This is a genomic window from Serratia nevei, from assembly GCF_037948395.1.
Lineage (GTDB): Bacteria > Pseudomonadota > Gammaproteobacteria > Enterobacterales > Enterobacteriaceae > Serratia > Serratia nevei.
On the sequence record NZ_CP149940.1, the window covers coordinates 1,978,373 to 1,990,881 of the forward strand.

13 protein-coding genes are annotated in these 12,509 nt (G+C 58.3%); 6 read left to right on the forward strand and 7 right to left on the reverse strand.

The window, feature by feature from the left end; genetic code table 11:
* Positions 1–116: 116 nt before the first annotated feature.
* The 5 genes from solA to pyrC all read right to left on the reverse strand — a co-directional run bounded on the left by solA (position 117) and on the right by pyrC (position 3,600).
* Positions 117–1,232, reverse strand: a complete 1,116-nt coding sequence (gene solA, locus V8N38_RS09430) for an N-methyl-L-tryptophan oxidase (RefSeq protein ID WP_147839470.1) — start codon at positions 1,230–1,232, stop codon at positions 117–119.
* 141 nt (positions 1,233–1,373) lie between these two features.
* On the reverse strand, positions 1,374–1,628 hold the full coding sequence (bssS, locus tag V8N38_RS09435; protein ID WP_004927812.1) for a biofilm formation regulator BssS: 255 nt from the start codon (positions 1,626–1,628) through the stop codon (positions 1,374–1,376).
* Positions 1,629–1,829: 201 nt separating this feature from the next.
* Positions 1,830–2,108 carry a hypothetical protein gene (locus V8N38_RS09440; RefSeq protein WP_038875495.1) on the reverse strand — a complete coding sequence of 93 codons (279 nt, stop codon included), beginning with the start codon at positions 2,106–2,108 and terminating at the stop codon, positions 1,830–1,832.
* 130 nt (positions 2,109–2,238) lie between these two features.
* Positions 2,239–2,478 carry a DNA damage-inducible protein I gene (gene dinI / locus V8N38_RS09445; RefSeq protein WP_038875499.1) on the reverse strand — a complete coding sequence of 80 codons (240 nt, stop codon included), beginning with the start codon at positions 2,476–2,478 and terminating at the stop codon, positions 2,239–2,241.
* Between the two features lie 75 nt (positions 2,479–2,553).
* Positions 2,554–3,600 carry a dihydroorotase gene (pyrC, locus tag V8N38_RS09450; RefSeq protein ID WP_060440211.1) on the reverse strand — a complete coding sequence of 349 codons (1,047 nt, stop codon included), beginning with the start codon at positions 3,598–3,600 and terminating at the stop codon, positions 2,554–2,556.
* A 213-nt stretch (positions 3,601–3,813) separates the two neighbouring features.
* Here pyrC and V8N38_RS09455 point away from each other — a divergent pair, with 213 nt between their 5' ends.
* Positions 3,814–4,101, forward strand: coding sequence for a putative quinol monooxygenase (locus V8N38_RS09455; RefSeq protein WP_147839469.1), 288 nt, complete (start codon positions 3,814–3,816; stop codon positions 4,099–4,101).
* Between the two features lie 62 nt (positions 4,102–4,163).
* On the opposite strand, the gene rne is transcribed toward V8N38_RS09455, so the two are convergent.
* Positions 4,164–7,541, reverse strand: coding sequence for a ribonuclease E (gene rne / locus V8N38_RS09460; protein ID WP_147839468.1), 3,378 nt, complete (start codon positions 7,539–7,541; stop codon positions 4,164–4,166).
* Positions 7,542–8,093: 552 nt separating this feature from the next.
* On the opposite strand from rne, the gene rluC reads away from it, so the two are divergent.
* Positions 8,094–9,053: a 23S rRNA pseudouridine(955/2504/2580) synthase RluC gene (rluC, locus tag V8N38_RS09465; RefSeq protein WP_038875510.1), complete on the forward strand. Its 960-nt coding sequence runs from the start codon at positions 8,094–8,096 to the stop codon at positions 9,051–9,053.
* 6 nt (positions 9,054–9,059) lie between these two features.
* On the opposite strand, the gene V8N38_RS09470 is transcribed toward rluC, so the two are convergent.
* Positions 9,060–9,641 (reverse strand): Maf family protein, encoded by a 582-nt coding sequence (locus tag V8N38_RS09470; protein ID WP_060440208.1) that lies wholly within the window; start codon positions 9,639–9,641, stop codon positions 9,060–9,062.
* A 141-nt stretch (positions 9,642–9,782) separates the two neighbouring features.
* Here V8N38_RS09470 and yceD point away from each other — a divergent pair, with 141 nt between their 5' ends.
* From yceD to V8N38_RS09490, 4 genes are read left to right on the forward strand one after another with little or no spacing between them, the layout of a single operon-like run.
* Positions 9,783–10,304 (forward strand): 23S rRNA accumulation protein YceD, encoded by a 522-nt coding sequence (gene yceD / locus V8N38_RS09475; RefSeq protein ID WP_004927780.1) that lies wholly within the window; start codon positions 9,783–9,785, stop codon positions 10,302–10,304.
* Between the two features lie 16 nt (positions 10,305–10,320).
* Entirely contained in the window at positions 10,321–10,488 is a 168-nt protein-coding gene (gene rpmF / locus V8N38_RS09480; RefSeq protein WP_004927778.1) for a 50S ribosomal protein L32, read from the forward strand.
* A gap of 11 nt (positions 10,489–10,499) precedes the next feature.
* The gene (gene plsX, locus V8N38_RS09485) at positions 10,500–11,534 is read left to right on the forward strand and encodes a phosphate acyltransferase PlsX (protein WP_025302410.1); all 1,035 of its coding nucleotides are present in this window, start codon (positions 10,500–10,502) and stop codon (positions 11,532–11,534) included.
* Between the two features lie 6 nt (positions 11,535–11,540).
* Positions 11,541–12,494: a beta-ketoacyl-ACP synthase III gene (locus V8N38_RS09490; RefSeq protein ID WP_025302411.1), complete on the forward strand. Its 954-nt coding sequence runs from the start codon at positions 11,541–11,543 to the stop codon at positions 12,492–12,494.
* Positions 12,495–12,509 lie beyond the last annotated feature (15 nt).

Sequence of the window (12,509 nt, forward strand, 5' to 3'; positions counted from 1 at the left end):
TTTCCGTTATCAGAATTTTTACTTGGTATTTAAAAGAGTTAGCAGGTTAATAAATTGTAACTGCCAAATTTTGCTGTCCAGGGCACGACGGCAACCTGGACAGAGAAATCCTTCGCTTAGCTAAATCGTTTCAGACCAAAGCTGGAGACGTCGACCGGCGGCGCTTTGTCCTGCGCGAACAGGGCGGCAATCTCACCCAGCGCGCTGGCGAACTTGAAGCCGTGGCCGCTCAATCCGCTGATGACCATCAGGCGATCGCACTCCGGCAGGGTATCGATAATAAAGTCTTCGTCGGGGCTCATGTCATAACTGCAGGCTTCGCCGTGTAAACATACGCCTACACCCGGCAAAAACTGCCGCAGGAAGGAGAAAACTTCGGTGCCGTCACTGGCGTAGCTACCGAAGGGTTTGCGCTGCTCGGGGGCGTCCATCGGCTGCCCACCGTCGTGTTTACCCACTTTCAGGCCGTCGTTATCCGCCGGGAAGCCGTAATAGTGCGTGCCGTCCTGCGCTTCGACGGTAAAGGCCGGGAAGCGATTGTTCACGCTGTAGCGGCCGTCCGCCTGATGCCAGGAGAAAACCTTGCGCAATGGCGCAATCGGCAGCTGCGGCAACAGCGCTTTCACCCAGGTGCCAGCGGTGACCACGGCTTTTCGCGCCGTGAAACGCCCTTCGCCGGTGACGACTGCAACGCCACCATCGATAGGCTCCACCGCGCTGACCGGGCAGTTGAACAGCTGGCTGCAGCCGGCCTCTTTCGCCAGCTTGATCAGGCTGGCCACCGCCAGCTCGGAGCGCAGGAAGCCGGCGTCCGGCTCGAAAACGCCGACGTAACCGTCTGGCGCGCGGAATTCCGGCCAGCGTTGAGCGATCTGTTCGGCACTGAGGGTTTGTGCGTTCAGGCGGAATTTCTGCGCGCTCTGCTGAGCATTGCGAATGAATTCGGAGTGCTGCGGCCCCAAATTGATCACGCCGCACGACTGGAACAGTTCCTCGCCGGATTGTTGAATCAGCGCATTCCACAACGCCTGTGCGCGCAGCACCAGCGGCACGTATTTTTCACCTTCGCCGTAAGCGTGGCGGATAATGCGGGTATCGCCGTGATGGCTGCCGTTGCGGTGCGGGGGAATGGCGCTGTCGATCATCAGCACTTTCAAGCCGGCCCGGGTAGCGTAATACCCTGCCGCCGCGCCGACTGAACCGCTGCCCACCACAATCAAATCATATTCCACGTGCCCACCCTCTCTGATAGCGATTTCTTATCGCCCCATGATAAAAGGTTGCCGAGCGCAATGCACTGATTGAACGGCGAAAGGCAAAGAAAAAGGCGCCGGGAATGGGTCGCGGCGCCTCAGGGGTTAGGGGACGATGAATCAATGTTTTCTGCGATCAAGATCCTGGTAATCCGTAGCTTCAATCTTGGCGATGCCGGCCTCTAAGATATTGATTAATTGACGGGCGACATCTGTGGTCAGCCAAAGCGTTCTGTCTACTTGGGCTTCTTCTGGCGTTTGGTCTAGTGAAGACAGGTAATGAAGGCGTATCATCATGGCGTCGTAAACGTCGACAGTACTGATATCCCAACCGACAAGCGGGTGCGTCTGAATTACTTCATCATTTCTGTCCATAAAGACCCCTTATTGAGTAGTAACTACCGTGAGTGACTAACGAGGATCAATGCGGCTCATCATCATGAGAGCAATTACAGTATACGCATCCGCTTTCATCGGTGGAGGGGGTTGTCACCGAAATTTGCAAAATAAATATTTATTTGAACAATTATTCTACAAACCGGTATGCGAATTTTTGGATGAATAAAGCGCAGGGCATTATTCCGCGCCGGCTGGCGGCGGTGAACCGTGCAGGCATTTTTCCAGCTCTTCGGCCAAATGGGCGAAATGTTTCTGCGTTTCGGCATCGCGGTTCTGGCTGTGCGATTCCAGCTTCAGGCTGTGGATCAGCAGCTGGTTGGCTTTGTCATCCAGGCTGAAGGCCAGATAAGAGAAAGCCACTTCCAATACGTTCAAGCGCCTTTTCTGATCGGCAATCAGCGCCAGCAGTTCACCAAACGTCATCGCGTCTTCGGATTTCACCTTGTCCGGGGCCATGCTTACTCCTTTGCGTTAAATACAGCGCTGAGGCGGATTTTGTTCCAAAGTAAGGGTAAGCGATGAATGGGCAGGGCGCCAGAAACAAAAAAGCCGGAGAGCGACCCCCGGCAAAAACAGCATTGCAGTGTTATTCTGCGCTGAACCACTCGTCCGCGCTTTCCCAGGTTTCCTGAAGGATTTCCTCGATCAGATCCCGGTCGGTTTTGGCGCCTCCCAGAACGGAGAGGCCGTTGGCGCCGGCATAACGTACTTGCACGACGGCGTCTGGAAACTGGCGATTGACCCGCTTGCCCAGTTCGCCGGTCAGTGCCTCAATGGCACCCGCCGGCAGCGGCCGGGTTTTATCTATAGTGACTTCAACACGCATAATTGCCCCCGAAGCGATTTACTGTTTATTTATACAGTTAACCGGGTGCGGGGGCAAGAGGGCGAAGCAAAAATATCAGTTTTTCAGCGACCAGTTCAGGGTTTCACCGGCCAGGAAGGGGATCACGGATTCATTGCCCAGGGCGATCTCTTCCGGTTGGGTGGTCGGCACGCGCTGCAGCTCGATGAAGTCTTCGTTGAGCGGCAGACCATAGAAGCGTGGGCCGTTGAGCGAGCAGAAGGCTTCAAAGTGCTCCAACGCGCCGAGTTGTTCGAACACGGCAGCGTAAGCCGGGATGGCATTCGGCGCGTTGAAGCAGCCGGCGCAGCCACAGCTGGATTCTTTGCGGTGCTTGAGATGCGGCGCGGAGTCGGTGCCGAGGAAGAAACGATCCGAACCGCTGGCGACCGCCTGACGCAGCGCTTCCTGGTGGACATTGCGCTTGAGGATCGGCAGGCAGAACAGGTGTGGGCGAATGCCGCCCACCAGCATGTGGTTGCGGTTGAACATCAGGTGCTGTGGCGTGATGGTGGCGCCGAGGAAACGATTGCCTGCCTGCACATATTGCGCTGCTTCTTTGGTGGTGATGTGCTCGAAGACGATCTTCAGCTCCGGGAACTGGCGGCGGATAGGTTCCATGACCTGTTCGATAAAGCGCGCCTCGCGGTCGAAAATATCGACGGCAGGATCGGTCACTTCGCCGTGGATCAGCAGAGGCATGCCGATTTTTTGCATCTGTTCGAACAGCGGGTAAATGCCGGTCACGTCGCTGACGCCGTGGCTGGAGTTGGTCGTAGCGTTGGCCGGATACAGCTTGGCGGCGGTAAACACCCCTTGCTCGAAGCCGTTGACCAGTTCACTGGCCGCCAGGGAGTTGGTCAGGTAGCAGGTCATCAGCGGAGTGAAGTTGTGGCCCTGCGGGACCGCCGCCAGAATGCGATCGCGGTAGGCGCGCGCGGCGGCCACGGTCGTTACGGGGGGAACCAGGTTCGGCATCACGATCGCCCGGCCAAATACCTGGCTGGTATAGGGCACCACCGTTTTCAGCATCTCGTCGTCACGCAGGTGGATATGCCAGTCGTCTGGGCGGCGGATTTTCAGAACTTGAGGTTGTGCGGTCATCTAGCTAGGCTCCGGCGGTCAAATACGTCTAATGAAAAGCGAATAATGGGTTTATTCACGCCGGGGTGTAAGGATAAGCGGAAAGTGCCTGAGATGCATCTGTTTGTTGGCGACAAGTTGAAATCAATAGGGCGGCGGGCGCATAGTGGCAGAGATTTCAACGATGCCGACGCCAATACCGTCGACCTTCATCAAGTGGAAAGGGAGAAAGCAATGGAAGTACGCGTTATCGCCACCCTGCAAACGAAAGCGGGATTTGAAGCCGCCGTCAGCGAAGCGGTGCACGATATTATCGAGCCGAGCCGCCAGGAGTTGGGCAACCTGCAGTATGATTTACATCGCGATCTGGAAAAGCCGGGCGTCTTCGTGTTCTTTGAGCGTTGGGCCAGCAGCGAAGCGCTGGATAAGCATAATGAGACGGCGCATTTTCAGCAGTTCGTCAGCCGGCTTGACGGCAAGTTGGACGTTTTGGACATCAAGAAACTGAAAAAGATAGCCTGAGCCTTTTTACAGGCAAGAAAAAACCCGCCGATGGCGGGTTTTTTTTAGGGTTGCAGATTAACTCATTCGTTAACCGGCTGTGGCTTGGTGGCCGGCGCAGTCGCCTGGCTCACCGCCGAATGGCCGCCTGCCGAGCCTTTGCCTTCAAAGTTGAAGGAAGGGCGCTGCCAGTCGCTGTGCTTGCGTTCTTCCGGCACGTAGGCCGGCGCAGGCGCTTTGGTCATCGGCGCAGTGGCGATGTGTTTGTACAGCACGTCCTGCACGGCTTTCACCGGTGCCGGCTGCTGAGCAACCACAGGCGCAGGTTCCGCGGCGATTGGCGCTGGGACTTTTTCGACCGGAGCGGCTTCTACGGCGGCTGGCGCAGGTGCGGCTTCTGCCACTGGCGTTTCTTCCGCTGGCGTGGCTTCTACCGGTGCAGTTTCGACCACAGGCTTCTCTTCCACCAGCTTGGCTTCAACCACAGGTTCTGCAGTTACGGCTTCAGCTACCGGCTCGGCTTCCACTGCCGGGGCAGTCTCTTCCGCTTTCGGTTCTTCAACTGCGGCAGGTGCCGGTGCGGCTTCCACCGGCGCCGGGGTTTCCTCGGCCGGGGTGGCAACGACCGGCGCCACGGCTGCAGCTTCTTCTTCCGTTACGGTGACGGCTGCAGTTTCAACGGCGGCTTCTGGAGCCGGCTCGTTGACGCTGGCCGCAGCCTGAGTTTCTTCCACGGCAGCGCTGTGTTGTTCAACCGCTGCGGCGACAACCGGTGCCGCTGCCTGTTCTACGACTTCGGCCTGCACTTCGGCTTCTTCAACCTGAGCAACCGGGTAGCTTACCCAGACTTTGCCCGACGCCATTTCCGGCGAAGCGAACGCGCCCGCCAGCGGCATTGGGGATTGCAGCGGGTAACGCTCATCACGGTAACGGCGGCGGCGCTGGCCGCTGACGCGCAGGTGACGCGGTGAACGACGGGAGCGACGCGGCATGCCTTCGCCGTTGCCGCGGTTTTCGCCCTGGGCATCGTCTTCCGGCTGAACGGCAACGGTTTCCGGCAGCAGCTTGACGCTGTCGTCGGCGGTCGGCTGTGCGTCGGCGGCTTTCGCGACCGGCGCTTTCGGTGCCAACAGCTCTTCCGCTGCACGCTGCAGTTCTTCTTCCGCAGACAGGATGCGCACTTTCTGCGACAGAGGGCGGCGCTGACGGCGCTGCATGTTCTGCTGCTGGCGTTCTTCCTGCTCTTCGTCGGTGCTCTCGACCGCTTCAACGCTTTCCAGCGCTTTCACTTCCTGCTGAGCCTGGCGCTTCTCTTCCTGACGACGACGCTGGCGTTCAGCACGTTGCTCACGACGCTGCTGCTGATCTTCGCGCGGCGCTTTAGCGCTTTCTTCCGAGGCGGTTTCCTCAGCGACCGGTGCGTTCTGCTGCTGGTTGCGGCGGTTACGGCGCTGTTCATCGCGGGATTCACGCGATTCACGGCCTTCACGGTTCTCACGCGGTTCACGGTTGTCGCGCTCGCGATTGTCACGGCCTTCACCGCGCTCTTTACGCTCGCCGCGTTCCGGACGATCGCCACGCTCACCGCGCTCTTTACGGCCGGTGCCTTGACGGCGCTGACCGCGACGATCCTGACGACGGTTTTCACCGTTGCCTTCCGCCTTCGGCGTTTCGGCCGGTTTGGCTTCTTCGACGGCAGGTTGTTCTTCACCAGCGAACAGGCTCTTCAGCCCCCCGAACAGGCGGCCCAGGAAGCCCGGCTTGGCGGCGACCGGCGCTGCGGCTTGAGCCTTGGCGGCGGCAGCGGCAGGCTTGGCCACGGCGACAGCTTCTTCAGCCGGCGGCGGCGCATCGGCGGACAGGGAGAAGGAAGCCAGGGCCGGTTGCTCCGGACGCTTGCGTTCCATCGGCGCATCTTCCAGCGGGCGCTCCATGTCTTCTTCATGCAGCTTCGGCAGCAGGTAGCTCAGAGTAGAGGTTTCCTCACCTTTACGCACACGCAGCACCGAGTAGTGCGGGGTTTGCATCTGATCGTTCGGCACGATGACGGCTTTCACGCCGCCCTGGCGTTTTTCGATCGCGCTGACGGATTCGCGCTTTTCGTTCAGCAGGTACGAAGCGACCTGAACCGGCACGATAGCGTGAACTTCTTTGGTGTTTTCCTTCAGCGCTTCTTCTTCGATCAGGCGCAGGATGGACAGCGCCAGCGATTCGTTGTCACGGATGGTGCCGGTGCCGTTACAGCGTGGGCACACGTGGTGGCTGGACTCGCCCAGCGACGGGCTGAGGCGCTGACGGGACATTTCCAGCAGGCCGAAACGGGAAATGCGGCCGATCTGGATGCGCGCGCGGTCCTGGCGCACGGCGTCGCGCAGGCGGTTTTCCACTTCGCGCTGGTGGCGAACCGGCGTCATGTCGATGAAGTCGATGACGATCAGGCCGCCAAGGTCACGCAGGCGCAGCTGGCGAGCGATCTCGTCCGCCGCTTCCAGGTTGGTGTTGAACGCCGTCTCTTCGATGTCGCCGCCGCGGGTTGCGCGGGCGGAGTTGATGTCGATGGCGGTCAGCGCTTCGGTGCTGTCGATGACGATCGAGCCGCCGGACGGCAGGCGCACTTCGCGCTGGAAGGCTGATTCGATCTGCGATTCGATCTGGTAGTGGCTGAACAGAGGGATTTCACCGCTGTACAGTTTAATTTTGCTGCTGAAATCCGGGCGGCCCAGCGCAGCGATGTGCTCTTTGGCCAGATCGAGAATTTTCGGGTTGTCGATCAGGATTTCGCCGATGTCCGGGCGCAGGTAATCGCGGAAGGCGCGCACGATAACGTTGCTTTCCTGGTGGATCAGGAACGGCGCAGGGCGGCCTTCGGCGGCTTTTTTAATCGCTTCCCAGTGCTTGAGACGGAAGGAGAGATCCCACTGCAGCGCGTCGGCGGATTTGCCTACGCCCGCAGTGCGAACGATCAGGCCCATGCCGTCCGGCAGTTGCAACGAGGAGAGCGCTTCTTTCAGCTCGGTGCGATCGTCGCCCTCGATGCGGCGGGAAATACCACCGGCACGCGGGTTGTTCGGCATCAGCACCAGATAGCTGCCCGCCAGGCTGATGAAGGTGGTCAAGGCGGCGCCTTTGTTGCCACGTTCTTCTTTGTCTACCTGAACGATGACTTCCTGGCCTTCGCGCAGCACATCTTTGATGTTCGGGCGGCCATGGGAAGAGTAATTGCTAGGGAAGTATTCGCGGGCGATTTCTTTAAGGGGGAGGAAACCATGTCGTTCTGCGCCGTAGTCCACGAACGCTGCTTCAAGACTTGGTTCAATGCGGGTGATTTTGCCTTTGTAAATATTCGCTTTTTTCTGCTCATGACCCGGACTTTCGATATCCAAATCATACAGCCGCTGTCCATCTACGAGGGCAACACGCAACTCTTCCTGCTGAGTTGCGTTAATCAACATTCTTTTCATCTTAACTTACTCGTTATTTTTACATTATCGACAAAGCTGCGGGCAAAATAACCTCATGGCCGGAGTTAAACCGAAAGCCCCGTGTCTTCTCGCAAAGCCGTCAACCTCACGGTTGTCGCCTGCATAGGGGCGCATTATCTCGGTAAGCCTGCTTTTCTTTGTGAAAGACAGCACTTTTACTAGGGGAATAGCCTCTGATTTACGTCGACAGATCTGATTCCATTTGCCGGCCAAGCTGCAACCCGCAGCCCGCTAATTGTTTGATTTCGCATTACGTCTTACGCCATTGCTGCGTTTTTGCGCGATCAGACAAATTTTATAATTCCACCGTTTTCCCTGTTTAACGAGAATCAACGCGGAAAGTGACTGCATTATTCCACTGCTGATGCCGTTATAGCAAGGTGACTTTTCCTTAACTGCGGAAGAAATCGCAAACGTTCAAATCGGCTTGCTGCCTTATTGTCCGCTGGGGTTTCGCCCGCCGTCAGAGAGACAGTTAAGCACAGAAAAAGATGTGGCGCTATTCACGCGCTCTATTTAGAATCCCGCACCATGAAAACGAACAATCCAGCAGTACAATTCATCACGATTTCCGACGACGAAGCCGGTCAGAGAATCGACAACTTTCTGCTCGCTCGCCTGAAAGGCGTGCCGAAGAGCATGATTTATCGCATCGTGCGTAAGGGCGAGGTGCGGGTCAATAAAGGACGCATCAAGGTCGAATACAAATTGGCGGCCGGCGACGTGGTGCGCGTGCCGCCGGTGCGGGTGGCCGAGCGCGAAGAGACGCCGGTGTCGGCCAAGCTGGATAAAGTAGCCGCACTGGCAGACTGCATCCTTTATGAAGACGACCACCTGCTGATCCTCAACAAGCCCTCCGGCACCGCAGTGCATGGCGGCAGCGGCCTGAGCTTCGGCGTGATCGAAGGGCTGCGCGCGCTGCGCCCGGAAGCCCGTTTCCTCGAGCTGGTGCACCGTCTGGATCGCGACACATCCGGCGTGCTGCTGGTGGCCAAGAAGCGCTCCGCGCTGCGCTCGCTGCACGAACAGCTGCGGCTGAAGGGGATGCAGAAGGATTATCTGGCGCTGGTGCGCGGCCAGTGGCAATCCCACTGCAAGGCCGTACAGGCGCCTCTGCTGAAAAACATTCTGCAAAGCGGTGAGCGCATCGTGCGCGTCAGCAGCGAAGGCAAGCCTTCGGAAACCCGCTTCAAGGTGGAAGAGCGTTACGAATTCGCTACCCTGGTGAAGGCCAGCCCGATCACCGGGCGCACTCACCAGATCCGCGTGCACACGCTGCATGCCGGGCACCCGATCGCCTTTGACGATCGCTATGGCGACCGCGAGTTCGATCGCCAGCTGGCGGGTACCGGCCTGAAGCGGCTGTTCCTGCACGCCGCAGCGCTGCGCTTTGAGCATCCGTCCACCGGCGAAACGATGCGCATCGAAGCGCCGATGGACGAAGAGCTGCGCCACTGCCTGCAGGTGCTGCGCCGGCAGGCGGCCAAGTAATCCGCGTCAGACCAGCGGGTTGATGCCCTCAGCCCGCAACATCTCCAACAGCGCGATCAATGGCAGGCCGATCAGGGCGTTCGGGTCCCGGCCTTCCAGCCTGTCGAACAGTGCGATCCCCAATCCTTCACTCTTAAAACTGCCTGCGCAGTTCAGCGGTTGCTCCATGCGAACATAGGCAGCGATCTCCGTTTCGCTCAGCGCGCGAAAATGCACGTGGAACGGCTCGCACAGGGCCTGCAGCTGCTTGCTGCGGCCGTTGTACAGCGCCAGGCCGGTATAAAAAGTCACGGCCTGGCCGCTGGCCTGGCGCAGCTGTGCCCGGGCGTTCTCCTCGGTATGGGGCTTGCCGGTGATGTTGCCATCGATCACGCAGACCTGATCGGAGCCGATGATCAGATGCTCGGGATAGGCGAGGGCCAGCGCCTGAGCCTTCGCCGCCGCCAGGCGCAGCACCAGCGCTTCGGCGGTTTCACCCGGCAGTGGGGTTTCATCCACCTCGGGTGCGGCGCAGTCGAAGGGTAGCTGCAGCTTCTCCAGCAGCATTTTTCGATAGGGGGAGGTGGAGGCTAAAAGCAATCTCTGCATAATTTTTTTCGCAAACCGTAGCGTAAATGGGTACGGCATTTTAAACTGTCGGCCGCTGTGGAAGCGAATATTGGTGAAAGGAGCCGTTTTACGGCCTTTTTCTTTGACTCTATGTCGTTACAAAGTTAATATGCGCGCCCTATGCAAAAGGTAAAATTACCCTTGACCATTGATGCGGTACGTACCGCTCAGAAACGCCTGGACTATGCTGGTGTCTATGCGCCTGAGCAGGTTACTCGTGTTGCCGACTCCGTGGTCAGTGTGGACAGTGATGTCGAGGTGTCGTTGTCGTTCAATATCGACAATCAGCGCCTCGCGGTGATAACAGGGCATGCGGACGTCACGGTAACGTTGATGTGCCAACGCTGTGGAGTCCCGTTCGAACATCAGGTTCACACAACATATTGTTTTAGCCCGGTCGTCAATGATGAGCAGGCTGAGGCATTACCGGAAGCGTACGAACCGATCGAAGTTGACGAGTTTGGCGAAGTCGATCTGTTGGCAATGATTGAAGACGAAATTATTCTTTCACTGCCTGTCGTTCCGGTACATGAATCTGAACACTGTGAAGTGTCCGAAGCGGACATGGTATTCGGCCAACTGCCTCCCGAGGCGGAGAAACCGAATCCGTTTGCCGTATTAGCCAGTTTAAAGCGTAAGTAATTGAGGAGTAAGGTCCATGGCCGTACAACAGAATAAACCAACCCGTTCCAAGCGTGGCATGCGTCGTTCTCACGATGCTCTGACCACGACTACTCTGTCTGTAGACAAAGTATCCGGTGAAACTCACCGTCGTCACCACATCACTGCCGACGGTTTCTACCGCGGTCGCAAGGTTATCGGCTAAGTAGCGATACCTTGACTCGTCTAACCCTGGCGTTAGATGCAATGGGCGGGGACTTCGGTCCCTGCGTCACAGTGCCTGCTTCGTTGCAGGCACTGGCCTCTAATTTACAGCTTCATCTCCTGCTGGTCGGCAATCCCGACGTCATCTCCCCTTTGCTTGCCCATGCCGATCCGGTTCTTCTGGAGCGTCTGCAAGTCGTGCCCGCCGAGTCCGTGATTGCCGGCGACGCCAAACCTTCACAAGCGATACGCGCCAGCCGCGGCACGTCGATGCGCATTGCGCTCGAGCAGCTCAGCAGCGGAAACGCGCAAGGCTGCGTCAGCGCCGGCAATACCGGTGCGCTGATGGGATTGGCGAAGCTGTTGGTCAAGCCGCTTGACGGCATCGAGCGCCCGGCGCTGATGACGGCGATCCCGAATCAGCAACGCAGTAAAACCGTGGTGCTGGATCTGGGCGCCAACGTCGAGTGCGACAGCACCATGCTGGTGCAGTTTGCCGTGATGGGTGCGGTGATGGCGGAAGAGGTGATCGGCATTGCCCAACCGCGGGTGGCGCTGCTGAATATTGGCGAAGAAGAGACCAAAGGCCTGGATAATATCCGCGAAGCGGCCGCTGTGCTAAAAAATACTCCGGCAATCAACTATATTGGTTACCTGGAAGGAAACGAACTGCTCACCGGCAAGACCGACGTGTTGGTCTGCGATGGCTTCGTGGGCAACGTCACCCTGAAAACCATGGAAGGGGTGGTCAGGGTATTCTTATCGCTGCTGAAATCGTCCGGCGACGGAAACAAGCAAGCGTGGTGGCTGAAATTGTTGGGCCGTTGGTTGCAAAAACGGGTGGTTAAGCGGTTCGGCCACCTGAACCCCGACCAGTATAATGGCGCATGTCTGTTAGGATTGCGCAGCACCGTAGTCAAGAGCCACGGCGCTGCGAACCCTCACGCGTTTGCAGTCGCAATCGAACAGGCTGTGCAGGCGGTGCAGCGGCAAGTCCCGGAAAGGATTGCTGCGCGCCTTGAGGCTGTATTACCTAAGAGTGACTGATCGTACATGTATACAAAGATTCTCGGTACGGGGAGTTATTTGCCCGTACAAGTGCGCACCAATGCTGATTTGGAAAAAATGGTGGATACCTCTGACGAATGGATCGTCACGCGTACCGGTATCCGCGAACGTCGCATCGCCGCTGCGGATGAAACCGTCGCGACGATGAGCTTCCAGGCTGCCGAGAAAGCGCTGGAAATGGCAGGTGTGGCTAAAGAAGACATTGGGCTGATCGTCGTGGCGACCACCACGACCACTCACGCGTTCCCGAGCGCAGCGTGCCTGGTGCAGCAAATGCTGGGCATCAAAGACTGCGCGGCGTTCGATCTGGCTGCGGCCTGTGCCGGCTTCACTTACGCGCTCAGCGTGGCCGATCAGTACGTGAAAAACGGCGCGGTCAAACATGCGCTGGTTATCGGCGCTGACGTCTTGTCGCGCACGCTGGATCCTGAAGATCGCGGCACCATCATTCTGTTTGGCGATGGCGCAGGGGCGGTGGTGCTGGGGGCTTCTGAAGCGCCGGGCATTCTGTCTACCCATCTGCATGCCGACGGCAGCTACGGCAACCTGCTGACGCTGCCGTACAAGGATCGTCAGAATCAAGACAAGCCGGCCTATGTCACCATGGCGGGCAACGAAGTCTTCAAGGTTGCGGTTACCGAGCTGGCGCGCATCGTCGATGAGACGTTGCAGGCCAACAACATGGACCGCAGCGAGCTGGATTGGCTGGTACCGCACCAGGCCAACCTGCGCATCATCAGCGCAACGGCGAAAAAACTGGGCATGGGAATGGACAAAGTGGTGGTGACGCTCGATCGTCACGGCAACACCTCTGCCGCCTCGGTGCCTTCCGCACTGGACGAAGCCGTGCGCGACGGGCGAATTCAGCGTGGCCAACTGGTGCTGCTGGAGGCCTTCGGCGGCGGCTTTACCTGGGGCTCGGCGCTGGTTCGTTTCTGATTTGGACAGGAAGAA

Excerpts from the sequence above, each read along its gene's own strand:
- bssS (WP_004927812.1), bottom strand. The coding sequence starts at position 1,628 with ATGGACAGAAATGATGAAGTAATTCAGACGCACCCGCTTGTCGGTTGG.
- V8N38_RS09440 (WP_038875495.1), bottom strand. The coding sequence starts at position 2,108 with ATGGCCCCGGACAAGGTGAAATCCGAAGACGCGATGACGTTTGGTGAA.
- dinI (WP_038875499.1), bottom strand. The coding sequence starts at position 2,478 with ATGCGTGTTGAAGTCACTATAGATAAAACCCGGCCGCTGCCGGCGGGT.
- pyrC (WP_060440211.1), bottom strand. The coding sequence starts at position 3,600 with ATGACCGCACAACCTCAAGTTCTGAAAATCCGCCGCCCAGACGACTGG.
- V8N38_RS09455 (WP_147839469.1), top strand. The coding sequence starts at position 3,814 with ATGGAAGTACGCGTTATCGCCACCCTGCAAACGAAAGCGGGATTTGAA.
- rne (WP_147839468.1), bottom strand. The coding sequence starts at position 7,541 with ATGAAAAGAATGTTGATTAACGCAACTCAGCAGGAAGAGTTGCGTGTT.
- rluC (WP_038875510.1), top strand. The coding sequence starts at position 8,094 with ATGAAAACGAACAATCCAGCAGTACAATTCATCACGATTTCCGACGAC.
- V8N38_RS09470 (WP_060440208.1), bottom strand. The coding sequence starts at position 9,641 with ATGCAGAGATTGCTTTTAGCCTCCACCTCCCCCTATCGAAAAATGCTG.
- yceD (WP_004927780.1), top strand. The coding sequence starts at position 9,783 with ATGCAAAAGGTAAAATTACCCTTGACCATTGATGCGGTACGTACCGCT.
- rpmF (WP_004927778.1), top strand. The coding sequence starts at position 10,321 with ATGGCCGTACAACAGAATAAACCAACCCGTTCCAAGCGTGGCATGCGT.
- V8N38_RS09490 (WP_025302411.1), top strand. The coding sequence starts at position 11,541 with ATGTATACAAAGATTCTCGGTACGGGGAGTTATTTGCCCGTACAAGTG.